The organism is Pseudomonas putida (genome assembly GCA_029953615.1).
GTDB lineage: Bacteria > Pseudomonadota > Gammaproteobacteria > Pseudomonadales > Pseudomonadaceae > Aquipseudomonas.
Window position 1 is genome coordinate 5,199,894 of record CP124529.1, and the last position, 25,289, is coordinate 5,225,182.

19 protein-coding genes and 3 pseudogenes are annotated in these 25,289 nt (G+C 64.2%); 7 read left to right on the plus strand and 15 right to left on the minus strand.

Features of this window, described 5'->3' with window-relative positions:
• Positions 1-83 precede the first annotated feature (83 nt).
• From QIY50_23830 to QIY50_23840, 3 genes and pseudogenes are all read left to right on the plus strand, one after another.
• On the plus strand, positions 84-1,067 hold the full coding sequence (locus tag QIY50_23830) for an SCO family protein (GenBank protein WGV20279.1): 984 nt from the start codon (positions 84-86) through the stop codon (positions 1,065-1,067).
• 94 nt (positions 1,068-1,161) lie between these two features.
• Positions 1,162-2,112: a site-specific integrase gene (locus QIY50_23835; GenBank protein WGV20280.1), complete on the plus strand. Its 951-nt coding sequence runs from the start codon at positions 1,162-1,164 to the stop codon at positions 2,110-2,112.
• A 199-nt stretch (positions 2,113-2,311) separates the two neighbouring features.
• Positions 2,312-2,572, plus strand: a pseudogene (locus QIY50_23840) (RHS repeat-associated core domain-containing protein).
• A gap of 455 nt (positions 2,573-3,027) precedes the next feature.
• On the opposite strand, the gene QIY50_23845 reads toward QIY50_23840, so the two are convergent.
• Entirely contained in the window at positions 3,028-4,167 is a 1,140-nt protein-coding gene (locus QIY50_23845) for a glycerate kinase (GenBank protein WGV20281.1), read from the minus strand.
• A gap of 222 nt (positions 4,168-4,389) precedes the next feature.
• A complete protein-coding gene (locus QIY50_23850; protein ID WGV20282.1) occupies positions 4,390-5,487 on the minus strand; it encodes a sugar diacid recognition domain-containing protein in 1,098 nt (365 codons plus the stop codon).
• A 163-nt stretch (positions 5,488-5,650) separates the two neighbouring features.
• Between QIY50_23850 and QIY50_23855 the strand changes: the two genes are divergently transcribed.
• The 3 genes from QIY50_23855 to QIY50_23865 all read left to right on the plus strand — a co-directional run bounded on the left by QIY50_23855 (position 5,651) and on the right by QIY50_23865 (position 9,781).
• Complete coding sequence (locus QIY50_23855) at positions 5,651-6,979, plus strand: MFS transporter (protein ID WGV20283.1); 1,329 nt, start codon at positions 5,651-5,653, stop codon at positions 6,977-6,979.
• A 199-nt stretch (positions 6,980-7,178) separates the two neighbouring features.
• The gene (locus QIY50_23860; protein WGV20284.1) at positions 7,179-8,699 is read left to right on the plus strand and encodes an FAD-dependent oxidoreductase; all 1,521 of its coding nucleotides are present in this window, start codon (positions 7,179-7,181) and stop codon (positions 8,697-8,699) included.
• 71 nt (positions 8,700-8,770) lie between these two features.
• Positions 8,771-9,781 (plus strand): aldo/keto reductase, encoded by a 1,011-nt coding sequence (locus QIY50_23865; GenBank protein WGV20285.1) that lies wholly within the window; start codon positions 8,771-8,773, stop codon positions 9,779-9,781.
• 195 nt (positions 9,782-9,976) lie between these two features.
• Here the strand turns inward: QIY50_23865 and QIY50_23870 are convergent, their stop codons facing one another.
• From QIY50_23870 to hisN, 13 genes and pseudogenes are all read right to left on the minus strand, one after another.
• Positions 9,977-10,669: a TraX family protein gene (locus QIY50_23870; protein ID WGV20286.1), complete on the minus strand. Its 693-nt coding sequence runs from the start codon at positions 10,667-10,669 to the stop codon at positions 9,977-9,979.
• 3 nt (positions 10,670-10,672) lie between these two features.
• A pseudogene (locus tag QIY50_23875) lies at positions 10,673-11,751 on the minus strand (metal-dependent hydrolase).
• Positions 11,752-11,999: 248 nt separating this feature from the next.
• The gene (locus QIY50_23880; protein WGV20287.1) at positions 12,000-13,250 is read right to left on the minus strand and encodes an OprD family porin; all 1,251 of its coding nucleotides are present in this window, start codon (positions 13,248-13,250) and stop codon (positions 12,000-12,002) included.
• Between the two features lie 54 nt (positions 13,251-13,304).
• Complete coding sequence (locus QIY50_23885; protein ID WGV20288.1) at positions 13,305-14,504, minus strand: benzoate/H(+) symporter BenE family transporter; 1,200 nt, start codon at positions 14,502-14,504, stop codon at positions 13,305-13,307.
• A gap of 158 nt (positions 14,505-14,662) precedes the next feature.
• Positions 14,663-15,577, minus strand: a complete 915-nt coding sequence (catA, locus tag QIY50_23890; protein WGV20289.1) for a catechol 1,2-dioxygenase — start codon at positions 15,575-15,577, stop codon at positions 14,663-14,665.
• A 29-nt stretch (positions 15,578-15,606) separates the two neighbouring features.
• The gene (locus QIY50_23895; protein ID WGV20290.1) at positions 15,607-16,935 is read right to left on the minus strand and encodes an aromatic acid/H+ symport family MFS transporter; all 1,329 of its coding nucleotides are present in this window, start codon (positions 16,933-16,935) and stop codon (positions 15,607-15,609) included.
• Positions 16,936-16,991: 56 nt separating this feature from the next.
• Positions 16,992-17,753 carry a 1,6-dihydroxycyclohexa-2,4-diene-1-carboxylate dehydrogenase gene (locus tag QIY50_23900; GenBank protein ID WGV20291.1) on the minus strand — a complete coding sequence of 254 codons (762 nt, stop codon included), beginning with the start codon at positions 17,751-17,753 and terminating at the stop codon, positions 16,992-16,994.
• A gap of 145 nt (positions 17,754-17,898) precedes the next feature.
• Positions 17,899-18,910, minus strand: a pseudogene (benC, locus tag QIY50_23905) (benzoate 1,2-dioxygenase electron transfer component BenC).
• A gap of 72 nt (positions 18,911-18,982) precedes the next feature.
• A complete protein-coding gene (benB, locus tag QIY50_23910; protein ID WGV20292.1) occupies positions 18,983-19,468 on the minus strand; it encodes a benzoate 1,2-dioxygenase small subunit in 486 nt (161 codons plus the stop codon).
• A complete protein-coding gene (gene benA / locus QIY50_23915; GenBank protein ID WGV20293.1) occupies positions 19,465-20,823 on the minus strand; it encodes a benzoate 1,2-dioxygenase large subunit in 1,359 nt (452 codons plus the stop codon). Before benA ends, benB begins: the two co-directional genes overlap by 4 nt.
• 223 nt (positions 20,824-21,046) lie before the next feature.
• Positions 21,047-22,003, minus strand: coding sequence for an AraC family transcriptional regulator (locus tag QIY50_23920; protein WGV20294.1), 957 nt, complete (start codon positions 22,001-22,003; stop codon positions 21,047-21,049).
• Between the two features lie 356 nt (positions 22,004-22,359).
• The gene (locus QIY50_23925; GenBank protein ID WGV20295.1) at positions 22,360-23,091 is read right to left on the minus strand and encodes a hypothetical protein; all 732 of its coding nucleotides are present in this window, start codon (positions 23,089-23,091) and stop codon (positions 22,360-22,362) included.
• A gap of 225 nt (positions 23,092-23,316) precedes the next feature.
• Positions 23,317-24,108: a histidinol-phosphatase gene (gene hisN, locus QIY50_23930; GenBank protein WGV20296.1), complete on the minus strand. Its 792-nt coding sequence runs from the start codon at positions 24,106-24,108 to the stop codon at positions 23,317-23,319.
• A gap of 147 nt (positions 24,109-24,255) precedes the next feature.
• On the opposite strand from hisN, the gene QIY50_23935 reads away from it, so the two are divergent.
• The gene (locus QIY50_23935) at positions 24,256-25,146 is read left to right on the plus strand and encodes a universal stress protein (protein WGV20297.1); all 891 of its coding nucleotides are present in this window, start codon (positions 24,256-24,258) and stop codon (positions 25,144-25,146) included.
• Positions 25,147-25,289 lie beyond the last annotated feature (143 nt).

Consider the following 25,289-nt stretch of genomic DNA (forward strand, 5'->3'; position numbering starts at 1 on the left):
TGGGGGCTGGCTTGTCGTGGCGACGAACCGCGTCGATGGGCTGCAGGGGTGCCCCCGATACCGTTATCGACGAGGGCCACATCATGCCTGGTTCATGGCGTTTCCTGCTGGTGCTCTCGCTGTTCGCCGCCAGCATCCCGTTCTGGACGCTGCAGCCGCAACAACCCGTAGCCGAGGAAGCGGCAACCCCATGGGGTGCCAACTACTTTCCCAACATCCCCTTGCTCACCCAGGACGGTGAAAAGGTGCATTTCTTCGACGACCTGATCAAGGGCAAGGTGGTCGCCATCAACTTCATCTTTACCGGCTGTTCCGACTCCTGCCCGGTGGAAACCGCGCGCCTGCGCCAGGTGCAGAAAATCCTCGGTGACCGGGTTGGCAAGGATATCTTCCTCTATTCCATCAGCATCGACCCCTACAACGACACCCCCGCCACCCTCAAGCGCTACGCCGAAAAGTTCGCCATCGGCCCCGGCTGGACGCTACTCACTGGCGAGCCGGCCGATATCGAACAATTGCGTCGCAGCCTGGGCCTGTACATCGATGGCCTGGAAAACGGGCGCTCCAAGGACCACAACCTGAGCCTTATCATCGGCAACCAGGCCACCGGCCGCTGGATGAAGGCCTCGCCCTTCGAAAGCCCGTATATCCTCGCCGACCGCCTGGGCAACAGCCTGCACAACTGGAAACAGGCCAGTACCATGGCCAATGACTACGCCCAGGCGCCCGAGGTACGCGCCCCCAGCAGTGGCGAGCAGCTCTTCCGCACCCGCTGTTCGTCCTGCCACACCCTTGGCAACGCCGAGCCTGGACAACCCGGCATCGGCCCTGACCTGCTGGGCGTGACCCGCCAGCGCGATGCCAACTGGCTGACCCGCTGGCTGAAGGAGCCCGACCAGATGCTGGCACAGAAAGACCCCCTGGCCATGCTGCTGTACCAACAATACAAGCGCCTGGCCATGCCCAACATGCGCCTGGGCGATGCCGAAGTCAGTGCGCTGATGAGCTACATGGAGGAAGAAACAGCGCGCCTGCAGACGCCCCTGGCAGACAAGGGAAACCCTTGAAGGCAGCGCGCCAGCAGTCAAGCTGAAAAGCACAGCCGGGACAGGCAGTCCATTTCGGTTTATCGTGTGCCCATCGCCCACCGACAGCTGCATCATGACCGACATCGAGCGCTACCTTCGCGCCGCCACCCGTGACAACACCCGGCGCAGCTACCAGGCCGCCATCGAGCATTTCGAAACCCACTGGGGCGGCTTTCTCCCGGCCACTGCCGAGAGCATCGCCCGCTACCTGGCCGATCACGCCGACCAGCATGCCGTCAGCACCCTGCGCCAGCGCCTGGCCGCGCTCAGCCAATGGCATGTCGCCCAAGGTTTCCCCGACCCGACCAAGGCGCCGCTGGTGCGCCAGGTACTGCGCGGCATCCGCACCCTGCACCCGACACCGCCCAGGCAGGCCGCACCGCTGTTACTGCAGCACCTGCAAAGCGCAGTGGAATGTTTTGAAGAGGAAGCCCGCCAGGCACGGGAGCGGCATGACCTGGCCGCCCTGCGCCGGGCCCGCCGCGATGCAGCCTTGCTGTTGCTGGGCTTCTGGCGCGGCTTTCGCGGCGATGAACTGGCACGCCTGCGCGTCGAGCACATCCAGGCCGAGGCCGGTGTCGGCATCACCCTGTTCCTGCCACGCAGTAAAGGCGACCGCGAAGCTTTGGGCGTGCAACACCGCACCCCGGCCCTCAAGACCTTGTGCCCGGTCGCGGCCTACCTGCAGTGGCTGGAAGTGGCCGGCATCGCCCATGGGCCGGTGTTCCGCAAGCTCGACCGCTGGGGCAACCTCGGCGATACCGCGCTCAACAGCAACAGCCTGGTCGGCCTGCTGCGGCGCATGCTGGAGCGCGCCGGGGTACCGGCGGCGCTGTATACCGGCCACTCGCTACGCCGTGGCTTCGCCACCTGGGCCACGGCCAACGGCTGGGAGTTGAAGTCGCTGATGAGCTACGTGGGCTGGAAAGACGCCAAGTCGGCATTACGCTACATCGACGCGGCGCAGCGCTTTGGCGAACTGGCGGTGCTACCGGCCAGCCAGGCTCAAAAGCTTGTTTCCTGAAACCCAGAAACGGCAAGAGCCGCCTTGATAGCCCGGTCGAAGCTGGCCCTGGTTCGCCGGACCTAACATTATTGACAGTAGTCGTGACTTTCGCCGCTCAGGATACTGGACATCACAACATGCGCTGTTGGATCAAATTTATAACGAAGGTCACACTATGGATTCCAAAAGATCGATACTTCATGTGCCGGCTCTTACACAGCGTGCAAAGCAGCGCGCCTATTCAACTTACGGATATCATCAGACAGCCCTGCTGGGCCAGCCATTGCTGGGGTTCAATGGTGAGCCCTTCGAGACAGCGTCAAAGACCTACTTGCTAGGTAATGGATACCGGGCCTATAGCCCCAGCCTGATGCGTTTCAACTCACCAGACAGCTTGAGTCCCTTTATGGCCGGAGGGATCAATTGCTATTGTTTCTGTGGGAACGATCCGGTCAATCACACCGATCCGGATGGGCATATGTACAAGCGCAAAACGTCTCTCGGTAAGATTCCTGCCAAATCTTCAGGCTCTGGCAGCAGCAACGACAGTCTGACGCTCTATGTGCAAAAACCAGCAACCAATGAGGTGGTCTACCAACCTATTGCACCGCCTTACCCCGCGCCTCGTGCGTCCACAGTCACAGAACAGAACAGGTCACCTCAGGGCCGGGCTCCGATACCGTTACCTGAGCAATCCCCCTGGGGAGATCGCGAGGAAACCCTCGATGAACTCTTCAGCAGGCTACTCAGTGCTCAGCAACGCGAAGGCACTCACCAGACCGATCTGATCCTGCCCTCCGCGCCCAGTGGCTATGCACGCATTCAAACCCCGCCAGATATCCAAAACGCGGCACAGACCACTCGACAGACTTAGGTACGGCCGCCCCAGCAGGCAGTATTCTGTGGGTTCACACAATTCACCGGTCAATCTGCTCAGATCTGCTTCGCGCAGCGCCAAAAGCGCCCGATATCACCCGCCCGCGCCCGCAGCAGGTCGGCCGCATTGGCACAGGCCTGCTCCAGGCTCATCGGCCCGCTGGCCAGGGCAAAGGCGGCATCGACCCCATGGGCATACAGCTGCTGGTACCCCTCACCCAAGGTCCCGGCCAGCACCACCACCGGTACCCCATGGCGCTTGGCGACCCGGGCCACGCCCATCGGCGTTTTGCCACGCAAGGTCTGGGCGTCGAAGCGCCCCTCGCCGGTGACCACCAGGGCTGCGCCCTGCACCAACGCATCCAGGCCGGCCAGTTCGGCCACCACTTCCACCCCGGGGCGGAACTGCGCGCCCATGAATGCCCGCGCCGCGAACCCCATGCCGCCGGCTGCGCCGCAGCCAGGGTAGTCGCGCACATCCTCACCCAGCAGCTGTGCACAATGGTCGGCAAAATGGCCCAGGGCCTGGTCCAGCGCCTGCACCTGCTGCGGGTTGGCGCCCTTCTGCGGGCCGAAGATCGCCGATGCGCCGTTGGCGCCACACAGCGGGTTGTCAACGTCTGCTGCGACTTCGAATTGCACCTCGGCCAGGCGCGGGTCGAGGTCGCTGGCATCGATACGGGCCAGCTTGGCCAAGGCCAGGCCGCCCTCTTCCAGTGCTTGCCCGTCGGCGTCCAGCAGGCGCAGGCCCAGCGCCCGCAACATGCCGCTGCCAGCGTCGTTGGTGGCACTGCCGCCGATGGCCAGCACTATACGTTGCGCGCCAGCAGCCAGGGCGGCAGCAATCAGCTCGCCGGTGCCCCAGGTGCTGCTGCGGCAAGCATCGCGCTGGGCAGGCGGCACCAGTTGCAGGCCACTGGCCTGGGCCATTTCGATGATCGCCGTGCGGCTTTGCGGCAGCCAGCCCCAGCCCGCCTCCACACTTTGCCCCAACGGCCCGCGCACGGTCTGCAGCCGCAGTTCGCCGTGGCTGGCGGCGAGAATCGCCTGCATGGTGCCTTCGCCACCGTCGGCCATCGGGCACTCGACCAGCTCGGCCTCCGGCCAGGCCTCGCCCAGGCCAGCGGCGATGGCGCGGGCGACGCCGGCAGCGTCGAGGCTGTCCTTGAACGAGTCGGGGGCAATGACGATCTTCATGGGGTTTCTCCTGTCCAGATGAGCGGCATGCTGACAGGTGGCTGCAAAGGTAGCCTCGGTCAAATGCACAAAACGCCGGGCGGGTTGTTTGGGCGGATGCCTTTCGCCTGTACTGGCCCTATCGCCGGCAAGCCAGCTCCCACAGGTTCAACGCAGGCCTGAGGGCAGCATGTATCCTGTGGGAGCTGGCTTGCCGGCGATAGGGCCGGTTCAGGCAACCCTTCAGTCGGCAGGCAGCAACTGCAACCCCAGGTACAAGCTAAGCATGCCTTCCATACGCAGCGGGTCGACCTCGCCCAGTTCGGCAATGCGCTCCAGGCGGTAGCGCAGGCTGTTGCGGTGGATACCAAGGGCATCGGCACAGGCCTGGCTCTGACCGTCATGGGCACACCAGGCGCGCAGAGTGGTGAGCAACTGCCCACTGCCGTCCCTGCTGCGTATACGTTGCAATGGCTCCAGCAACTCATCCAGCGCATCATCGTTGCGATGCCGCCACAGCAATGCCGGCAACCGGTAGCGCTGCAGGCTGAGCAGGCGCTCGCCGGGCAGCACCTCGCGCCCATAGGCCAACAGGTCGCGCACCCGGCGATAGCCGCGGCGCAACTGTTCCAGGCTTTGCGCGGCACTGCCGAGGGCCAGCCGCTCCACTTCCCAGCCATGGCGCTGCAGGCGTTCCAGCAGGCGAGGTTCGTCCAGCGCCACGCCTGCCGGGCGACACCACAACAACGACTGGCGGGCCGGGCTGACGCACCAACTGTCCGGGTAGCGGCTCATCAACCATGCTGCCAAGGCTTCGGCGGCGGGCCCCGAGGCCAGTTCGAACAGGCACGGCACCCGTGGCAACTGGGGTTTCAGCCCCAGTTGCCGGGCCTCGTCGAGCAACCGGGGAGAATCGCCACTGCCGCCCAGCAGCAAGGCCAGCAAGTCGTCACAGCGCTGCCGTCGCCATTGCTGGTCCGCCTGCAAATGGCGCTGGGCCAGTAGCATTTCCGCAGTCATGCGCACCAGTTCGCCATAGGTACGCACTTGTTGCGGGTCGCCGGTCAGACCAAGTACGCCCATCAACCTGCCATCAAGCATCAATGGCAGGTTCACCCCGGGCTGCACACCCTTCAGGCATTTGGCCGCGTCTGTATCCAGCTCGACGATGCGGCCGTTGGCCAGTACCAGTTGCGCGCCCTCGTGGCGGGTGTTGATGCGCTCCGGTTCGCCACTACCCAGGATCAAGCCCTGGCTGTCCATGACATTGACGTTGCATGGCAGAATGGCCATCGCGCGGTCAACGATATCCTGTGCCAGGTCATGGTCGAGTTCGAACATTGAACGGTCCTTTGGGTGTCAGGGTTTTGGGCTCGGGCACAGCAGCCCGGTGCAAGTGCTGTGCAAAAGCACAAAGACAGGCACGCCGCCGTCCCCGAGACTCGTCAGGGCGAGCGCCGGAACAGGCGACGCGGCGACAACCATAACAACAGAGAACCCGATCATGGCATACAGCCCCGCCCCTGACCAAGGCACGGACACCACCCGCAACGCGCTGTACCGGCGCATCACCCTGCGGCTGATTCCGTTCATTTTCATCTGCTACCTGTTCAACTACCTGGACCGCGTCAACGTCGGCTTTGCCAAGCTGCAGATGCTCGACGCCCTGAAGTTCAGCGAAACGGTGTACGGCCTTGGCGCCGGCATCTTCTTCATCGGCTATGTGCTCTGCGGCCTGCCGAGCAACCTGGCGCTCAACCGCTTCGGCCCGCGGCGCTGGATCGCGCTGATGATGATCGCCTGGGGCAGCCTCTCCACCTGCCTGCTGTTCGTCACCACGCCCACCGAATTCTACGCCCTGCGCCTGCTGACCGGCGCCGCCGAAGCCGGCTTTTTCCCCGGCGTGGTGCTGTACCTTTCGCGCTGGTTCCCGGCGGCCCGCCGCGGTCGCATCATGGCCCTGTTCATGTCGGCGATCCCGGTGTCGGGCCTGCTCGGCGGGCCGTTCTCCGGCTGGATCCTCCAGCACTTCGCCGCTGGCCAGCACGGCCTGGCCGGCTGGCAATGGATGTTCCTGATCCAGGGCCTGCCGACCGTTGCGTTGGGGGTACTGGCAGTATTCCTGCTCAGTGACGGCTACCAGAAAGCCGCCTGGCTGAGCCCAGCCGAACGCCAGCTGATTGCCGCCGACCTCGACGCCGATGCTGCAGGCAAGCCGAGCACTACCGGCGACAGCGTGCTCGCCGTGCTGACCAACTCGCTGATCTGGACCTTCGGCTTCGTCTACTTCTGCATCCAGAGCGGTGTGTACGCGATCAACTTCTGGCTGCCTTCGATCATCAAGAACATGGGCTTCGACAACCCGCTGCTTATCGGCTGGCTCAGCGCCATCCCGTACCTGCTGGCTGGCGTGTTCATGATTCTCTGCGGGCGCTCGGCCGACCTGCGCAACGAGCGCCGCTGGCACCTTGTAGTACCGATGCTGATGGGCGCCATCGGCCTGCTGATCGCGGTGAACTTTGCCGGCAACCCGGCCATCGCCATCCTCGGCCTGTCGATCGCCACCATGGGCGCCCTTACCGGCCTGCCGATGTTCTGGCCGATGCCTACCGCGCTGCTCAGCGCCAGCGCGGCTGTGGCGGGCCTGGCGATCATCAACTCGGTGGGCCAGATGGCCGGTTTCCTCAGCCCGTATCTGGTCGGTTTCATCAAGGACCAGACAGGCTCGACCGATGCCGCGTTGTATTCGCTGGCGGCGTTGATCGTGCTGGGTAGCCTGGTGGCCTTGCGGGTGACTCGGGCCGGTGCGCTGAGTACTGCAAGGGCCAATTGAACCCATTCGCGGGCTTGCCCGCTCCCACGGGGATACCACAGCATTCGAGCCTGGGGTGATCCTGTGGGAGCGGGCAAGCCCGCGAAGAGGCCCGCCCAGGGCCATACACAATTCACTCCCTCCACCGATCGTCAGCTCAACGCATCCCCTCACCGACCCAGGCGTCAAATGGTTCCAAAGGTCCCTTTGGAGAACCGCCATGACCCAGCACGCCGTGGCCCGCCTGGCCCAACTCGACGAACACCGCCCACTGCGCGTGCAGGCCGGCAGCGAGGAAATCATCCTCATCCGCCAGGGCGACCAGGTGCACGCATACCAGGGCAACTGTCCCCACGAAGGCGCCCCACTCAATGAAGGCGTGGTGTGCGGCGGCCTGCTGGTATGCCCCTGGCACAAGGCCGCGTTCGCTGTGGACGAGGGTGCGGTCTGCGAGCCACCGGCCCTGGCCGACCTGCGTCGCTATCGCACCTGGGTCAAGGGCGACGAGGTCTGGGTCGATGACCAGCCCCTGCCCAGAACCGAGCCGCCCCGCCACAGTGATGCCCGTTGTTTCGTGGTGGTCGGCGCCGGTGCCGCAGGCAGTGCCGCAGTCGCCACCCTGTTGGCCCATGGCTTTGCCGGCCGCCTGGTCTGGGTCGATCAGGAGCGCCAGCCAGCCTACGATCGTACGTCCCTCAGCAAGTTCGTGATCGCCGGGCAGATGCCGCCCGATGAAGTGCCGGCCCTGCTTGAAGCCGACGCCCTGCGCAAAGGCCAGCTGGAACGCAAGCATGGCAAGGTGCGCACCCTGAACACCCAGAAACGCCAGCTCACCCTGGCCGACGGCCAGCAGATCGACTATGACGCCTGCCTGCTGGCCACCGGCGGCAAGGCGCTGCGGCCCGATATCCCAGGTGTGGAGTTGCCCGGGGTATTCACCCTGCGCTCACGGGAGGATGCCGCGCACCTGCTGGACGCTGCCGAGCCCGGCCAGCCGGCAGTAATCGTCGGCGACGGTTTCATCGGCCTGGAAGCCGCCTCGGCCTTGCGCAAGTACGGCGTGCAGGTGCACCTGGTCACCCGCCACGAGGTCCCCCTGGCCCGCCAGCTGGGCGAGCGCATCGGCCGTAGCATCCGCGAGTTGCACGAACGCAAGGGAGTCATCTTCCACGGCCCCACCGAGGTCGAACGGATCGAAGGCCAAGGCAAGGTCGAGGCGGTGCTGCTGGCCAACGGTGAGCGGCTACAGACGGCATTGGTGCTGCTGGGCACCGGGGTAAGACCGGCGACCGCTTTTATCCAGGGCGTGCTGCTGAGCGAAGACAAATCGGTGCGAGTCGACGCTGAAATGCGCGCTGCAGATGGGCTGTGGGCCGCGGGGGATATCGCCACCTTCCCCCTCAGCGGGCGCCCGGTGCGTATCGAACACTGGCGCCTGGCCCAGCAACATGGGGTCATCGCCGCCGCCAACATGCTCGGCGAGCAGCGCCGCTATGCCGATGTACCGTTCTTCTGGACCTACCAGCACGGCCGCACCTACGAAGTACTGGGCCATGCGCGGGACTGGAACCGTATCGAGTTCGTCGGCGAGCCGGAAAAAGGCGACTTCATTGCCTTGCAATGCGTGGACGAGCGGGTCGAGGCGGTCATCGCCAAGGGCTATTCCGACGCCATGGCGACGCTGTCGCAACGCCTGAAGCGGCCGTTGACCTTGCAGGAAGCCTTGACGCTGATCGGTTGAGGCTGCCTTTCATTGCGCCCCGGTTGTGTGTAAAACGAGTAGATCAGCCGATCGCACAAGGACCCACGCGCATGATCTACCGCCCTCTCGGCCACAGTGGCCTGCAGGTTTCCGCCCTTACCCTGGGCAGCATGATGTTCGGCGAGCAGACCAGCACCGAAGATGCCCTGCGCATCATCGACAAGGCCTGGGGCCAGGGTGTCAACTTCATCGACACCGCAGACGTGTACAACGCCGGGCGTGCAGAGGAAATCGTCGGCGAAGCAGTGGCCCGCCATCGCCAGGACTGGATCGTGGCCAGCAAGGTCGGCTTCGGCCCGGCCGATGGCCTGCCCAACCGCAGCGGGCTGTCGCGCAAACACATCTTCAACGCCCTCGATGCCACGCTGACGCGCATGGACATGGACTACGTGGACATCTACTACCTGCACCGCGAAGACCACAAAGTGCCGCTGGAAGAGAGCGTGCAGGCCATCGGCGACCTGCTGCGCCAGGGCAAGATCCGCTACTGGGGCGTGTCCAACTTCCGCGGCTGGCGCATCGCCGAAGCCTGCCACATTGCCGAGCGCATGGGCGTGCCCAGGCCGGTGGTGAGCCAGCCGCTGTACAACATCGTCAACCGCCAGGCCGAGCCGGAGCAGCTCACTGCGGCGGCTGCCCACGGCCTTGGTGTGGTGCCATACAGCCCGCTCGCGCGGGGCGTGCTCAGCGGCAAGTATGCGCCAGGCGCAGTGCCAGATGCCGGTAGCCGTGCCGGGCGCCAGGACAAACGCATCATGGAGGTTGAATGGCGCCAGGAGTCGCTGGCCACCGCCCGGCAGATCCAGGCCTATGTTGAAGCCAAGGGCGTGGGTATCGTCGAGTTCGCTATCGCCTGGGTCCTGAACAACCAGCTGGTCAGTTCGGCGATTGTCGGGCCGCGTACGGAAGAACAGTGGGATACCTATGGCGGTGCGCTGGCGGTGAAAATCACGGCAGAGGATGAGGCGTTCATCGATTCATTGGTGACGGCGGGGCATGCGTCGACGCCGGGGTTCAATGATGTGGCGCATTATGTGAGTGGGCGGTTGGCCCGCAGCTGACTTTCCTCCTGTTCCGGCCTCTTCGCGGGCACGCCCGCTCCCACAGGGATCCCACAATTCCCCGGGCTGTGGTGATCCTGTGGGAGCGGGCGAGCCCGCGAAGAGGCCAGCAGGGTTGAGCTCAGTTCAGCCAGGGCGCGCGCAGCACAGGCATGCAAACGCATGCCAAACTGGCAGGTGTGGCTGCCAGAGCGATCAAGCGAAGACCTTGATCACCAACAAATGGACCGGATAGAACAGGTACCCCCAACGTCCCACTGCCGGTACCCGCCAATCATCATGACGCAGCAACAGCAATCCGACCGGAATGGCCAATGCAGCAACAATCAGCGTCAGCACGGTAAAGGGCGTCAACAGATGTTCCCGCAACCAACTGTTGGTCAGGTTCCCACCCATCGCCAACAGGCAAGGCAACAACCCGCTCACCCCTCCCTGCCGCCGAGCCATCAAGCAGGCGCCCGGCAGCATCACCCCCGGAAGCCCGTACATCAACTGTTCGCTGAACAGCCACCCTGCAAGCAGACCGGCAAAGCCAAGCGCTCGCGCCGACCTCAACGAATGATGCACACCCCAGGCAACCAGCAACCCCAGCACCAGGGTCGGCATCACGCTGAACGTTGGTGAACCACTGTCCAGCCAATGGTACGCAGGTTCCGACAGCACCGCGAACACCAGCATCAGCCCCAGATAACGCAAGTTGCCGCGGGTATAGAGCGCTCCGCACCTGGTGCGCGCCACATTCATCGCAATCGCCAGGCAAAACAGCGGAAACGCCAACCGGCCAAGAACGAACAAGCCAACGGCATCAGGCCACAGAAAACGCAGGTGGTCGGCGACCATGGTCAGCATCGCCGTCCACTTGACCAGGTCCAGCCCGGCTGAGCGCACGCCTCAGCGCCCGCGCTCGACTGTTGCGGGCCCCAGGTAACGATCAGTCCAGGCTGCCAGCGGCAAAGGTGGCTGCTGCTCGACGATCCGTCGCCAGATCAGCACCAGGTCGCTGCCATTGAACGCTGCCCCCGGACCTGCGCCCTTCCACATCGAAGGCACATCGGCAATCCAGTGCCCCTGGCTGTCGCGGTGGGCCATGCTGAAGCGGAACGTGTAGTTCCCGGGCAGGCCCATGCGCAGGTCGCTGACCACCAGCGCCTCGCCGACCTGGTCGTAACGCAGCCAGTCATCGGTGAACCAGCGCAAGCGCTGGTGCAGCGGGTCGTTGGCCAGTGCTCGGGCCAGTTCAAGGTTACGCGGCAAACGCTGCATTTCTGGCACCTGCTGGTCGAACACACTGCTGATGCCTTCGTAGTAATCGCCATCCGGGGTCTTGGCCAGTACGCGCCAGACCAGGCTGTTGAAGGCGATAGGCACGGCACGTACCTGGCTGACGGCGATACCTTGCTGGTCGAGGGCCGCCTGGAAACGCTGCTCGGCCGCCATGCGCCCGGCCAGGCCGAAACCCAGGTAGGCTGCGCCGAACACCAGGGCCAAGGTCAGTAACTGCATAGCCCTGCTCGTCAGCCCTTTGACAAGGGCGTAGCTCACCGCCGCCAGCAGCGGCACGGTGTAGATCGGGTCGATGATGAACACTGCTGCCCAGCTTTCCGGGGTGGCCTGCAAAGGCCAGAACAACTGCGTGCCGTAGACTGTGAAGGCGTCGAGCAACGGGTGGGTGACCAGCACCAGCCAGAATGCCAGGAACAGCCTGGGCAAGGTATAGCCCTTGCCTGGCCAGCACTTGTTGACCAGCCAGGCCAGCAGCATGGCCAGCCCGGTGAGCACGAACAGGGAATGAGAAAAGGGCCGCGGTGGTAGGTCATCTGCGACACCGGATCGGCGTAGCGGATGATCACGTCAAGGTCGGGCAGCGTGCCCAGCGCCGCGCCATACAGCAGCGAGCGGCGGCCCTGGATACGGCCGAGTACGGTACCTTGCAGGGCTGCGCCGAGTACTGCTTGGGTGATGGAGTCCAAGGGTGGCATTCCTGAAAAGGTGGTTGCCGGAAGCTAACTTCATCCGGGCCCAATGTGCAATTCCTCTTGTGGGAACACCTGTAACGGGCTGCCTGCACCGGCCTCATCGCCGGCAAGCCAGCTCCCACCCTGACCGCGTTGACCTCATGCCATGCGCTATCCCTGTGGGAGCTGGCTTGCCGGCGATGAGGCCAGTGCAGGCAACATAAGAATCTCCCACCGGGTTTGCACATCCCTCTGAGCACTATTCAGAACAACTGCCAGGTGTACACCAGCGTCAAGCGGTTCTCGTCGATGTCGCTGCGGTAGTTGGAGCGGGCCATGGCATTGCGTACCCGGATCCCCAGCCCCTTTAACGCTCCGCTCTGCACCGCGTAACCAATGTCCAGGTCACGCTCGCGGTCACGCCCTTCATAACCCAGCCCGGTATCGACATTGTTACCGGTTATGTAGCGCACGGTCGCAGTCAGCCCCGGCACGCCCATGGCCGCGAAGTTGTAATCGTAGCGCACCTGGTACGAGCGTTCGTCGGTGTAGGCGAACTCATAGGTTGGCACTTCGTTACCCAGCGGCGAGATGTTGGCGAATACCCGTGGAAACGGGCTGTCACCATAGATGCCCTGGTAGCCGGCATGGAAGCTGTGCCCGCCATGCCGGGCGGTGAACATCGAGAAGAACGCCTGGTTGTCGATGTTGCCGAGCAACGCATCGCCATCCTCGCGCGCGGTGAAATACCCCAGGTTGGCGCTGAGCACCCAGTTGCCTACGGGCTGGTTGTGCTTGAGGCCGACAAAGCCCTGTTCGTAGATGTCCTCCAGCTGCCCATACCACAGGCTGACACTGCTCTGGTTGGCATTGAACACATAGTCGCCGCCCAGGTAGCTGAAGGCGTCGCTCGCTGCCTGGCGCATCGGCACATGGCCGAGCATGGCGTTCATCTTGCCGTCGCCGCCTTCATTGCGCAGGTGGGTGCTTTTCAGGTGCCCGGCCTGCATGGTCAGGCCGTCGATTTCCGCCGAGCTCAGGCTTGCGCCCTGGTAGGTCGGTGGCAACAGGCGGATGTCGCTGAAGGTCAGCACTGGCAAGTTGGGTTGCAGTTCGCCGACGCGCAACTCGGTCCTGGACAGCCGGGCCTTGAAGGTAGGCGCCAGGCGGCTGTATTCATCGGCGGCCCGGCCATCGCTGTGTACCGGCAGCAACCCGGTGTTGGTGCGGTCGGGGCTGCTGTCGAGCTTGATGCCCAGCAGGCCCAGGGCATCCACGCCAAAGCCGACCTTGCCCGGGGTGTAGCCCGACCTGAAGTCGAGGATGAAGCCCTGGGCCCACTCCTCGGCCCTGGATTGCCGGTTGGCCCCGACAATGTCGGAGAAGTCGCGGCTGAAGTAGTAGTTACGGGCACTCAGGGTGGCCTTCGAATCCTCGAAGAAACCGCCTTCGGCGGCCAGCAACGGTTGGCTGAGCAAAGTCAGGCCCAGGGCGACGCAAGGGGTGTGGTTCATTCCGAAGCTCTCTTGATCTTGTTTTTATGGGTAAAGCGTTGGAAACACGGCGGTTCATGGGGTACGGCGCAGCACCTCCCCGGCCCGTGGCTGTCGCAGCCTGAGCAACGCATGGGCCAACAGGCCGAACAGCAGGCCCCAGAACGCTGCCGACAGGCCCAGGAAGGCCACCCCCGAAGCGGTGACCAGAAAGGTGAACAACCCGGCATCGCGCTCGGCCGGCTCCGCCAGGCTGCGGGCGAGGGCCTCGCTGATCGCGCCGTACAGCGCCAGCCCGGCCAGTGCTGCGATCAGGGCAGCGGGAAATGCGGCGAACAGCGACATCAGCGTGGCCCCGGCGATCCCCAGCAGCAGGTACAGCGCACTGCCCGCCACCGCCGCGACATAGCGCCGCTGGGGGTTTTCATGGGCTTCATGCCCGGTGCACAGGCTGGCGGTGACCGCCGCCAGGTTCAGCCCGTGGCAACCGAACGGCGCCAGCGCGGCACCGGCCAGCGCGCTGGCACTGATGATCGGGCTGGCCGGCGTGGGGTAACCGGCGTTGCGCAGCACCGCCATGCCCGGCATGAACTGCCCGGTCAGGGCCACCAGCACCAGCGGCAGTGCCAGGCTGAATACCGCTGCCAGGCTGAATTGCGGGGTGACCCACTGCGGCGACGCCAGCTCAAGCACCAACGCTTCGCTGCGAAACGCCCCGCTGGCCACGGTCACCACCATGCCCACGCACAGCACCGCCGCCACGGCGTAGCGCGGCTGCACCCGGCGCATCAGCACGTAGGTGACGAACATTGCCAGGACCAGCAGCGGCTGCACCGGCAAGGCGCGGAACACCTCGATGCCGAAACTGAACAGGATGCCGGCCTGCATGCCTGCGGCGATGGAACCCGGCAAACGCGCAATGATGCTGTCGAAGGCCCCGCTGATGCCGATCAGCAGCAGGACCAGGTTGGCCACCAGGTACGCACCCACGGCCTGTTCCAGGCCCAGTTGTGGCAAGGCGGTGACCAGCAAAGCCGAGCCAGGGATCGACCAGGCGATAACCACCGGTACCCGGTAGCGCAGGCTGAGCAGTGCGCCGAGCACCGCACTGCCCATGGACACCGCCCACACCCAGGAAGACAGTTGTCGATGGGACAGGCCGGCGGCTTCGGCGGCGTGGAAGATGATCACCAAAGGGCCTGCGTAGGAGATCGTCGTGGCAATGCAGCCGGCGACCAGGGCCGACAGGGAGCAGTCCTTGATCAGGGTTTTCATGATTGTCTCGCAAGGCGGCGGCCGGCCTTCGTGGCTGGCTCTTGTTTTATGCTGGCTTCTTCGCGGGCTCGCCCGCTCTCCCACCGGCTCATCCCAGGCCCCGAACTGCGCGGGCCCTGTGGGAGCGGGCAAGCCCGCGAAGAAGCCACCTCGGTGTATCAGGCCTCCTGCAAAGCCCGCGGGCGCCGATTGCGCTGCTCATCCGCGCAGCCCTGGGCCCGCTGCAACCGGAAGTCGAACTTCAGCTCGGCATGCCGCCCCGCCTCGCCTTCGACGAACACCACCTCGCCCACCAGCCCATCGCGCGTGGCATAGGCAAAGTCATCCCACAGGTACTTGTCCCCGGCCAGGTTGATCTGCGTGGTCAGGTGCCGGTGCCCCGGCGCCGAGATGAAGAAGTGCACATGCGCCGGGCGCTGGCCATGGCGGCCCAGCAGGTCCAGGCATTCCTGGGTCGGCCCCTGCGGATCGCAGCCATAGCCCGACGGCACGATGGAGCGCGCACGGTAGCGCCCTTCCGCGTCGGTGACGATGCGCCGGCGCAGGTTGTACTCGGACTGGCTCTTGTCGAAGAACGAATAAGTGCCACGAGTATTGGCATGCCACAGGTCGACCGTGGCCCCCGGCAGCGGCCGGCCTTGCGAGTCGAGCACCTGGCCCTCCAGGTACATCAGCGTGGCCACGTCCTGCTCGCTGCCGTCGTCCATGCGCACTTCACCTTCGGCGATGGGCGCACCGGCCACGTACAGCGGGCCTTCGATGGTGCGTGGGGTGCCGCCGATCAGGCCTGCCTGCTGGTCCTTGGCATCCTGCAGCAGGTCGAGGAAGTGCTCGACGCCAAGCCCCGCCACCAGCAGCCCGGCCTCGCCACGGCCGCCCAGGCGGTTGAGGTAGTCGACGGCATGCCAGAACTCGTCCTCGCTGATTTCCAGGTCTTCGATCAGCCGCGCGGTGTCCTGCAGCACACGCTGCACGATGCGCTTCAGGCGCGGGCTGCCGGCATCGTTGCCGAAGCCTGCGGCCTCTTCGAAGAACTGCTTAACCTCGGTAGTGTGGGAAATTTTCACGGTCATGGTGGGTCACCTCATGTGTTGTTCAGGTATTACGCCTGCGCTGCAATGGCCTGGGCATGCCGACGGCCGCTGGCCAGGTGCACGGCCATGGCCAGCGCGGCAATGGCGCCCGGGATGGCGAAGGCGATGAAATTGAGTTGCAGGGGCAGGTTGATGCCCATCAGCGCACCACCCAGCAGCGGGCCGACGATGGCGCCGTTACGGCCGATGCCAGAGGCCCAGCCCAGCCCGGTGGAACGCACCGACAGCCCGTACAGCTGAGCGGCACCGGCATACAGCAGGATCTGCGTGCCGATGGTGGTGGCGCCGGCAATGAAGATCAGCAGGTACAGCACCGGCATCGGGCTGTTGACGCCAAGCAGGCTGATCGACAGCGCGGCGGCCATGAAGAACATCACCTTGACCTTGACCAGGTTGTAGCGATCGCCCAACCAGCCACCCAGAATCGCCCCGGCCATGCCGCCGAAGTTCAGTGCCAGCAGGAACGACAGGCTCGAGCCCAGGCTGTAGCCGGCGTTGGCCATCAGCTTCGGCAACCATGAACTGAGTGCATAGACCATCAGCAGGCAGCAGAAGAACGCCAGCCACAGTGCCAGGGTGCGAATGGCCAGGCCGTTGCGGAACAGTTCCAGCACCGACGCCCCGGTGCCTTTGCGGTCGGCAGCCTGCAGCACGTCATCTGCCTGCACGTCGCAATCCGGGTCCAGCCGCTTGAGCAGCTTGCGGGCCTCGTCGGTACGGCCCTGGCGCACCAGGAAACCGATCGATTCAGGCAGGTAGCAGAGGATCACCGGCAACAGCAGCAGCGGTACCGCAGCGACGAAGAACATCGACTCCCAGCCGAAACGCGGCAGCATGAAGATGCCGACACCCGCCGAGAGCATGCCGCCCAGCGAGTAGCCGCTGAACATGATCGCTACCAGCGTGCTGCGCAGTCGCTTGGGCGCGTACTCGTTCATCAATGCCACGGCGTTGGGCATGAGGCCGCCACAGCCCAGGCCGGCAATGAAACGGTAGATACCGAACTCGCTCGGGCTGCTGGCGAACCCGTTGAGGAGGGTCGCCCCGGAGAACAAGGCAAAACAGATGGCGATGCCCTTCTTGCGACCGATGCGGTCGGCAAGGCTGCCGAATGCCAAGGCGCCAAACATCATGCCGAACAGCGCATAGCTGCCCAGTGCACCGGCCTGCAACGGGGTCAGCCCCCACTCCTTCATGATCACCGGCAGTACCACGCCGTAGATGAACAGGTCATAGCCGTCGAAGATCAGCAGCAGGCCGCACCAGGCCATGACCATCCAGTGGTACGGGGTAAAGCGCGCGTTATCGATGATCGGGTGTACGTCAAGGGTTCGCATGGCATCTGTCGCTCTTGTTTTTGTTGTGAAAGAAAGCTCTTGCCTTGGGGTGTCGATCAGCCGAGGTCGCCGCCCCCTACCGGCAAGGTCACGCCGGTGATGTACGAGGCTTCGTCGGAAGCGAGGAACAGGATTGCGCCCACCTGCTCGTCGATGCTGCCGTAGCGGTGCATCAGGCTGCTGTCGAGGGTCTGGTCGACGATCTGCTGGTACCAGCGCCTTTCCTGTTCGGTCTGCTCGGCACTGTTGCGCGGCACGCGCCGCGGTGGCGCTTCGGTGCCGCCGGGCGCGGTGGCGTTGACACGGATGCCGCGCCTGGCGGTTTCGAAGGCCAGGCACGCAGTCAGCGCGTTGACGCCGCCCTTGGCCGCGCCGTAAGGCACGCGGTTGACGCCACGGGTGGCGATGGACGAGACGTTGACGATGGCGCCGCTGCCACGTTCGAGCATGTACGGCAGTGCGGCATGGCAGCACCACAGGGTGGGGAACAACGAGCGGCGCACTTCGGCTTCGATCTGCTCCACTTCGTAGTGTTCGAAGGGCTTGGCCCAGATAGTGCCACCCACGTTGTTGACCAGGATGTCGAGGCGGCCGAACGCTTCAATCGCGCCGGCCATGACCCGGGCGCAGTCGCCATGCTGTTCCAGGTCGGCGGTGAGGGTAAGCATGCCCTCGCCGGCCAGTTCGTGAACCAGTTCGGAGCGGTCTACCGCGACCACTTGTGCGCCTTCGGCCTTGAGCCGCCAGCACACGCCACGGCCGATGCCCTGGGCGGCACCGGTGACCAGGGCGACCTTGCCTTGGAATCGGTTGTTCATGTCCATCTCTCCGGTTCGCCACAGTTCCTGTGGGAGCGGGCGTGCCCGCGAATGCGTCCGACCAGACAAAGTTGTTGAACCTGCTGGCCTCTTCGCGGGCACGCCCGCTCCCACAAGGTCGGCGTATTGCTTGGGATAAAAGGAATCAGGCCGCCGCCGCGAACTTCTCGTAGTAGAAATTCGCCGGGGTTATGCCCTGCTCGCGCACGTACTGGCTGACCGCCTCGACCATCGGTGGCGGGCCGCACAGGTACACATCCACATCGCCGTCGTTGAGGTGGCGCGGCTCGATGTGCTGGGTCACGTAGCCCTTGTGCGGGTACTGGCTTGTCCGGGTTGGCCACGCAGGCGCTGAAGGTGAAGTTGGGGATGCGCGCTGCCAGCGCCTGCAGGCGGTCGAGTTCGACCAGATCAAAGTCGTTGGTCACGCCGTAGATCAGGTGCAGCGGGTGCTCGCTGCCCTGCTCGGCGATCTTCTCCAGCATCGCCGTGAACGGCGCCAGGCCGGTGCCACCGGCCAGCAGTAGCAGCGGGCGCTGGATAGGCCGCAGGTAGAAGCTGCCCAGCGGCCCGGCCAGGGTCATGCTGTCGCCGGCCTTGGCCAGGTTGGTCAGGAAGCTGCTCATCAGCCCACCCGGCACGTTGCGGATCAGGAAGCTGACCTCGCCGTCCTTCTGTAGCGAGCTGAACGAATAGGCGCGGCTCTGCTCGCTGCCCGGCACCTTGAGGTTGACATACTGCCCCGGCAGGAAGGCCAGGCGGCTGAGGGCCTCGCCCTTTATCGACAGGGCAATGGTGCTGGCCGACAGCTGGCGGACATCGCTGATGGCGGCTTCGAAGCTTGCCTGTTCGGTCTTGCACAACTGCGACGAAGCCGGGATGCGGATGACGCAGTCGCTTTCGGCGCGCATCTGGCAAGTCAGGACGTAGCCTTCGGCGATTTCGTCTTCACTCAGGGCGTCTTCGATGAAGTTGTCGCCCAGGTCATAGCGCCCGGACTCGGCCTTGCACTTGCAAGTACCGCAGGCGCCGTCGCGGCAGTCCAGCGGGATGTTGATACCCTGGCGATAGGCGGCGTCGGCCACGGTTTCATGGCCGCTGGCCTCGATGAAACGGGTGACCCCGTCTTCGAAATTCAGTGCGATCTGGTAGCTCATGTTGCACCTCGCGGGCGAGCCTGGCCACGGCGTGTCGCAGGACGCACCGGGCAGCGCTCGCAGTAACCTGGATCAGATGTGGTAGATGTCGATGACCTGGCGCACGTAGTCGTTCTTCAGCACCACCTTCTTGGCCTTGATCAGCGGTTGTTCGCCGCGCAGGTCGAGGGTATAGAAGCTGGTGCCGAAGTAGCTGTCGGTGGTCTTGTAGCGGAAGCTCAGGGTGTGCCAGTTGAAGCGCACCTGGCAGCTACCCTCGCCCTGCTCGACGATCTCGATGTTGCTGATGTTGTGCGAGGTACGGGTGTCGGGCACGGTCGCACTGGAGCGCTCTGTCTTGATGCGGAACACCCGGTCTTCCAGGCCGCCACGGTTGCCGTACCAGATCAGCGAGATTTCGCTTTGCGGGTCTTCGGTAAGGGTGTCGTCATCGTCCCAGCTCGGCATCCAGAAGCTGGCATCGCTGGCGTACAGTTCCAGCCACTGGTCCCACTGGGCGTCGTCGAGGTAGCGCGCTTCACGGTAGAGGAAGTCGCGCACGGTTTCATACAGGCTCATTGCACGGCCTCCACGGGGATCAGTTGCTGTTCGTCCTTCAGCGCCTGGATCATGGTTTCCTGCCAGTACTTGTGCTGCAGCACGAACAGGCCTTCGTCCTCGGTGCGCACGCCGGACAGCAGTGGCTTGAGCTCGATTTCCCTGGCCGCCTCGTCTGCGCCTTCCACCCAGTGGGCAGCGCCGCGGGACATGTCGTTCCAGCCGGTGCCGCCGCCGTAGCCGGTCTGGCACGAGCGGAACTCCTCCAGGTCATCCGGGGTGGCCATGCCGCTGACGTTGAAGAAGTCTTCGTACTGGCGAATGCGCTTGGCACGGGCATCGGCGCTCTCGCCTTTCGGCGCGATGCAGTAGATGGTGATTTCGGTCTTGTTCACCGAAATCGGCCGGGCGATGCGGATCTGCGAACTGAACTGGTCCATCAGGTACACGTTCGGGTACAGGCACAGGTTGCGCGAGTTCTCGATCATCCAGTCGGCACGGGCCTGGCCGAAGTCTGCGGCCAGTTGGGCACGGCGCTCGTAGGCCGGGCGGTCCTCGGGGTTGGCCCAGCGGGTCCACAGCAGTAGGTGGCCGTGGTCGAACGAGTAGAAGCCACCACCCTGCTTGGCCCAGGCGCCCGCACTCATGGTCTTGATCTCGTCACCCGCCTCGCGCTGCTTGCGTTGGTTCTGGGTGGCGGCGTAGTTCCAGTGCACGGAGCTTACGTGGTAGCCGTCGGCGCCGTTCTCGGCGGTGAGCTTCCAGTTGCCTTCGTAGATGTACGAACTGGCACCGCGCAGCACTTCCAGGCCTTCTGGCGACTGGTCGACGATCATGTCGATGATCCTGGCCGATTCGCCCAGGTGCTCGACCAGCGGTTTCACGTTGGCATTCAGGCTGCCGAACAGGAAGCCGCGGTACGACTCGAAGCGCGCGACCTTGGTCAGGTCGTGGGAGCCGTCGCAATTGAAGCTTTCGGGGTAGCCGGCGTTGCTCGGGTCCTTCACTTTCAGCAACTTGCCGCTGTTGTTGAAGGTCCAGCCGTGGAACGGGCAGGTATAGCTGGAGCGGTTGCCGCGCTTGTGCCGGCAAAGCATGGCGCCGCGGTGGCTGCAGGCGTTGAGGAAGGCATTGAGCTCACCGTCCTTGTTGCGCGCGATGAAAATCGGCTGGCGCCCCATGGTCAGGGTGAGGAAGTCGTTTTTCTCAGGGATCTGGCTTTCGTGGGCCAGGTAGATCCAGTTGCCCTCGAAGATGTGTTTCATCTCCAGGTCGAACAGGCGGGGGTCGGTGAACATCTCGCGCTTGCAGCGGTAGATGCCCTTTTCACGGTCGTCCTCGAGCAAGGCATTGAGGTAGTCGAATCCCAGGGACATGGCCAGGGTCTCCCTTGTTATTGTTTAGACCTGGTCAGGTTAGGGGCTGGGATTGGGCGGGAATATCCGGTTTGTGCGGGGTGATATCCGTTTTGTGCAGGTTGGGGTGAACAGGTTCAAGGGGCTTTTCGCGGGCATGCCCGCTCCCACAGGTACTGTGTAGTCCTGACAGGCTGTGGAATTCCTGTGGGAGCGGGTTTACCCGCGAATGGGCCGGTGCGGTTCAGCGGCGGTTACGGAACGTTTCCGAGGGCAATTCGCCAAACTGCTGCCGGTACACCTCGGAGAACCGCCCAAGGTGCAGGAAGCCGTAATCCATGGCCAGTTCGGTGACACTGCGTACCGAACAGCTGGGGTCGCTGAGGCAGGCGCGCACCTGCTCCAGCTTGCGCTGACGCACATAGTGTTTGGGCGTGGTCTGCAAGTGCCGGTCGAACAATGCATACAGCGAGCGCAAGCTCACGCACGCATGCTCTGCCAGCGCTTCGGCGGTCAGTTCAAGCTTCAGGTTGCGGTCGATGTGGTCGATGATCCGCTCAAGGCTTGCACCCGGCGAACCCAGGCTTTCGCGACGGATATTGGTGCTCATCAGGGTCAGCAGCTTGCTGGCGACGATCTGGCTGTAATGGCCCTGCACCCTGGGTAGTGAATCGCTCACCTCCGCCTCATGGCAAACCATGGCCAGCAGGTTCACGAACCCGTCCAGTTCTTCTAGCCGGTAATGGTTGCGCAAGAACCGGACGCCACCCTCGGGCCGGTGCCAGCGCTGTTCATGGCAAATCGAATCCAGCAACCGGGTCGGCACCTTGAGGATGAACTTCTCGCAGTCTTCCGAGTAAGTCAGGTCAACCGGATCGTCGGGGTTGATAAGCAACAGCTCGCCGGGCACCAGGTGATGCTCACGCTTGTGCCCGCGCCACAGGCAGTTGCCGTTGAGCAACACCTGCAAGTGATAAATGGTTTCCAGCGCCGGCGAAGTAACCCGCACGCTGCCGCCATAGCTGATACGGCACAGGTCGAGTTCGGCGAACTTGCGGTGACTGAGGCTGGCCTGGGGATGGGTGCTACGCGACAGACCGATGCAATGCTGGCCTACATGCTGGTTGACGTAATCAGACACGGCATAAGGGTCGGCGTGATGAAACACGCTACTGCGCTCGCTCAGCAGGCGGCTTTCCATAGGCAAGGCACTCGGTATCGTTATTGTTCTGGTCGCCGCGTCCTACGGCCTTGTGGGCTGTGGCTGCGGTCGTCACGGTCATTCTATCGAGCCGGCTGCGGGTCGCGGGGGCAGGCGACAACCGGTGGATGGGCACACTTAAGCAAAAAGGCGGGATTCGGGCAATGCGGCCTTTGGAATGGATGGGCGAATGGCGGACAGGATAGCCAGGGGCTGTGTTCGTTTATCGAACGGTATTTTCCTGTGCTGGCCTCTTCGCGGGCGCGCCCGCTCCCACAGGTTGAAGCAGCGGTGATCCCTGTGGGAGCGGGCGTGCCCGCGAAGAGGCCAGCACAGGCAACCCGCAACCGCTCACTTCACTGTACAGGCAGGAAGTTCATCAACAGCAGGCTTTGTGCGTAATTCAAACCAATGCGCCGATAACGCTCATCCAGCAATTCCGCCAGCAAGTCCAGCCGAGCCACGATCTTGCCGAACTCCACCGCAAAACTCAGGTTGCTGCCCTCTTCCGAGATTTCGTTGGAGAACAACAGGAGCACCCCATTGGCATCCTGCCGCTGGCTGAGCATCCAGGTAGCCTTCTCGATATTGCGCGCCGCATTGTTGACGAACAGCGGGTCGATGGTATCGGTCATGTAGAACTCGGTACGGCCGCCGTGCGCGGTGATCAGCATGCTGCCGATGGCGTAGATGAAGGCGCCGACCCGGTCGCCGCGAAACTCGGGGCTCAGGGCGTAGCTCAAGGCTGCAAGATCGCGACGGTTGCCCAATTGCGGCAAGGGCTGGCGTTGTTCGATGGCGATACGGATCTGCCGCTCGGCAGTGGCAGCGTCCACGTAACCGGACAGCTTCCACTGGTTGGGGTTGCGCAGGTACAGCTTGTTCATCAGCAGGTACAAGCTCTGCAGGTTGTCGCGCATGGACAGCGTGGCCATGCGGTCGACGCTGGTCTGGAACAGCTCGCTGGGCTTGCCGTTGCCGAACTGATCGAGCATGTCACGGCCCTGCTGCTGGGTACAGGCGCACAGGCATGTGAGGGTGCCTGCCAGCAGCAGGCGAGAGAAGGCATTCGGTTTGCTTGCAACCATCGGCACCGGGTCGATATTCGGCGGCCGCACCGGGGATCAGAGCGGCCTGGCCAAGCATAGAGCCCGGAAACGGGAAAAAGTGCGGTGGTTGGAGAGGATGGATAGCGGTGCCGGCCTTTTCGCGGGCTTGCCCGCTCCCACAGACTCACCACAGATGTCAAGAACTGTGGGGTCCCTGTGGGAGCGGGCAAGCCCGCGAAGAGGCCGGCACAGGCAACACATGAATCACATGGCGTGCCGCAACATCTCCACCATCTGTGCATGCAGCGCCGGGTCACCACAGGCCACCACGCACCCGCCATTCTGCGCGCTGCTGCCATCCCACGCGGTGATAACCCCTCCCGCGCCTTCGATGATCGGCATCAGTGCCTGCACGTCATACGGCTGCAGGCTGGCCTCGACGATCACGTCGACAAACCCGGAAGCCAGCATGCAGTAGGCATAGCAGTCGCCACCGTAGCGCATCAGCCGCGCCTTGCCGGCAACAGCCTCGAAGGCTGCCTTGCGCGCGGAGGTATCGAACATGTCCGGCGTGGTGCACATCAGCGTGGCCGAGGCCAGGTCGGCGCAGGCGCGGGTCTTCAGCGGCATACCGCTGCGCCAGGCACCTTCCGGCGTGCCGACAAAGCGCTCGCCGGTAAACGGCTGGTTCATCACCCCGACCACCGGGCGTGTACCGTCGTTCAGCGCAATCAACGTGCCCCACAGCGGCAGGCCGGTGATGAAGGCACGGGTGCCGTCGATCGGGTCCAGCACCCAGGTCAGCGGGCTGCTGCCGACTGCCACACCGCCTTCTTCGCCAAGAATGCCATGCTCGGGATAGCGGGCCTGGATCAGCGCGCGCATGGCGTCCTCGGCGGCCTTGTCAGCCACGGTTACCGGGTCGTACAGGCGCCCACCCTTGTCCTCGACGTCCAGGCTGGCGCGAAAATATGGCTTGATCGCCACGGCAGCGGCATCGGCCAGCTGCTCGGCGAAGGCGCGGAATTCGCCGATCTGTTCAGCACTCAGGGACATGGGGCGGGCCTCGTGAAAATGATGGGGCCCGCATCATACCCGACACGTCGTGCCGCGCCAGCATCCGTCAGGTGCTCATGCCGCCCTGCGCGGTCTAGACTGAACAAGACCAAGTCACCGGGGGGCTGCCACACGTGGAGGTGTGAGATGAGCCAGTTCAAGCGTCTGTTCGTCATGCTCGGCCCGCAGATGCGCCACACGCCGGCGCTGCAACGCGCTGCGGCGCTGGCGGAATCCAGCGGGGCCTTGCTGGATATCAATGTGTTCGTCGACGATGTCGACACCTTCGGCCTGATGAGCGATAGCCGCGAGCGTGAACGGCTGCTCAGCGACAACCGCCAATGGCTGGCGGACGAAGCCGAACAGCTGACAAATGCCGGCCTGGATGTATCTACCGAATTGCTGCTGACCCGCGACCCGCTGCGCAGCGTGCTGGAGCGGGTCGAACAGCTGGGTTGCGACCTGCTGATCAAGGACGTGCAGCACGAACCGGTGCTCAAGCGCCTGCTGGTAACGCCCCTGGACTGGCAGTTGCTCAAGGACAGCCCGGTCGCCGTGCACCTGGTCAGTGATATCCGCCTGCCCCTGCCGCGGCAGATTGCCGCCGCGGTGGACCTGAACAGCCATGGCGCTGGCGAGCACCTGGACGAGCAGGTCATCCACTGCGCCCATGCCCTGGCCCTGCAGTGCAATGCCGAGCTGCACCTGCTGCACGTGTGCGACGCGGCCAAGACCCACATTGCCGACTTCGGTGCCGGTACGGTGACCATGCCCGGCTTCGATGTCAGCGTGCGGACCGCGCAGCGGGCAGCGTTCAACCGGCTGGGCGACCAGCATCAGATCCCGCTGGAACGCAGGCACTTCCTGGAAGGGGCCGCGATCAAGGCCATTGCCCAGTTCGTCGGCCACAGCCGGGCGGATGTGATAGTGATGGGCAGCCATCGGCATGACACCCTGCAGACGTTCCTGGGCGGGACCACCGCGCATGTGCTGGAGCATCCGCTGTGCAATGTGCTGGCGATCAAGGCGGTTCGTTGAGAGCTGCTGCCCCTGAACTGGCCTATTCGCGGGCTCGCCCGCTCCCACAGGTTCGTCACAGGCTCAGGATTTGTGCATGACCTGTGGGAGCGGGCGTGCCCGCGAAGAATCCAGCACAAATTCCACGTGGTATCTGGCACACC

Bases quoted from the DNA above. Each gene is read 5' to 3' on its own strand.
- QIY50_23830 (WGV20279.1), top strand. From the start codon at position 84: ATGCCTGGTTCATGGCGTTTCCTGCTGGTGCTCTCGCTGTTCGCCGCC.
- benA (WGV20293.1), bottom strand. From the start codon at position 20,823: ATGTCCCTGGGATTCGACTACCTCAATGCCTTGCTCGAGGACGACCGT.
- QIY50_23860 (WGV20284.1), top strand. From the start codon at position 7,179: ATGACCCAGCACGCCGTGGCCCGCCTGGCCCAACTCGACGAACACCGC.
- QIY50_23855 (WGV20283.1), top strand. From the start codon at position 5,651: ATGGCATACAGCCCCGCCCCTGACCAAGGCACGGACACCACCCGCAAC.
- QIY50_23935 (WGV20297.1), top strand. From the start codon at position 24,256: ATGAGCCAGTTCAAGCGTCTGTTCGTCATGCTCGGCCCGCAGATGCGC.
- QIY50_23880 (WGV20287.1), bottom strand. From the start codon at position 13,250: ATGAACCACACCCCTTGCGTCGCCCTGGGCCTGACTTTGCTCAGCCAA.
- QIY50_23920 (WGV20294.1), bottom strand. From the start codon at position 22,003: ATGGAAAGCCGCCTGCTGAGCGAGCGCAGTAGCGTGTTTCATCACGCC.
- QIY50_23865 (WGV20285.1), top strand. From the start codon at position 8,771: ATGATCTACCGCCCTCTCGGCCACAGTGGCCTGCAGGTTTCCGCCCTT.
- QIY50_23835 (WGV20280.1), top strand. From the start codon at position 1,162: ATGACCGACATCGAGCGCTACCTTCGCGCCGCCACCCGTGACAACACC.
- benB (WGV20292.1), bottom strand. From the start codon at position 19,468: ATGAGCCTGTATGAAACCGTGCGCGACTTCCTCTACCGTGAAGCGCGC.
- hisN (WGV20296.1), bottom strand. From the start codon at position 24,108: ATGTCCCTGAGTGCTGAACAGATCGGCGAATTCCGCGCCTTCGCCGAG.
- QIY50_23895 (WGV20290.1), bottom strand. From the start codon at position 16,935: ATGCGAACCCTTGACGTACACCCGATCATCGATAACGCGCGCTTTACC.
- QIY50_23845 (WGV20281.1), bottom strand. From the start codon at position 4,167: ATGAAGATCGTCATTGCCCCCGACTCGTTCAAGGACAGCCTCGACGCT.
- QIY50_23885 (WGV20288.1), bottom strand. From the start codon at position 14,504: ATGAAAACCCTGATCAAGGACTGCTCCCTGTCGGCCCTGGTCGCCGGC.
- QIY50_23850 (WGV20282.1), bottom strand. From the start codon at position 5,487: ATGTTCGAACTCGACCATGACCTGGCACAGGATATCGTTGACCGCGCG.
- QIY50_23900 (WGV20291.1), bottom strand. From the start codon at position 17,753: ATGAACAACCGATTCCAAGGCAAGGTCGCCCTGGTCACCGGTGCCGCC.
- catA (WGV20289.1), bottom strand. From the start codon at position 15,577: ATGACCGTGAAAATTTCCCACACTACCGAGGTTAAGCAGTTCTTCGAA.
- QIY50_23925 (WGV20295.1), bottom strand. From the start codon at position 23,091: ATGGTTGCAAGCAAACCGAATGCCTTCTCTCGCCTGCTGCTGGCAGGC.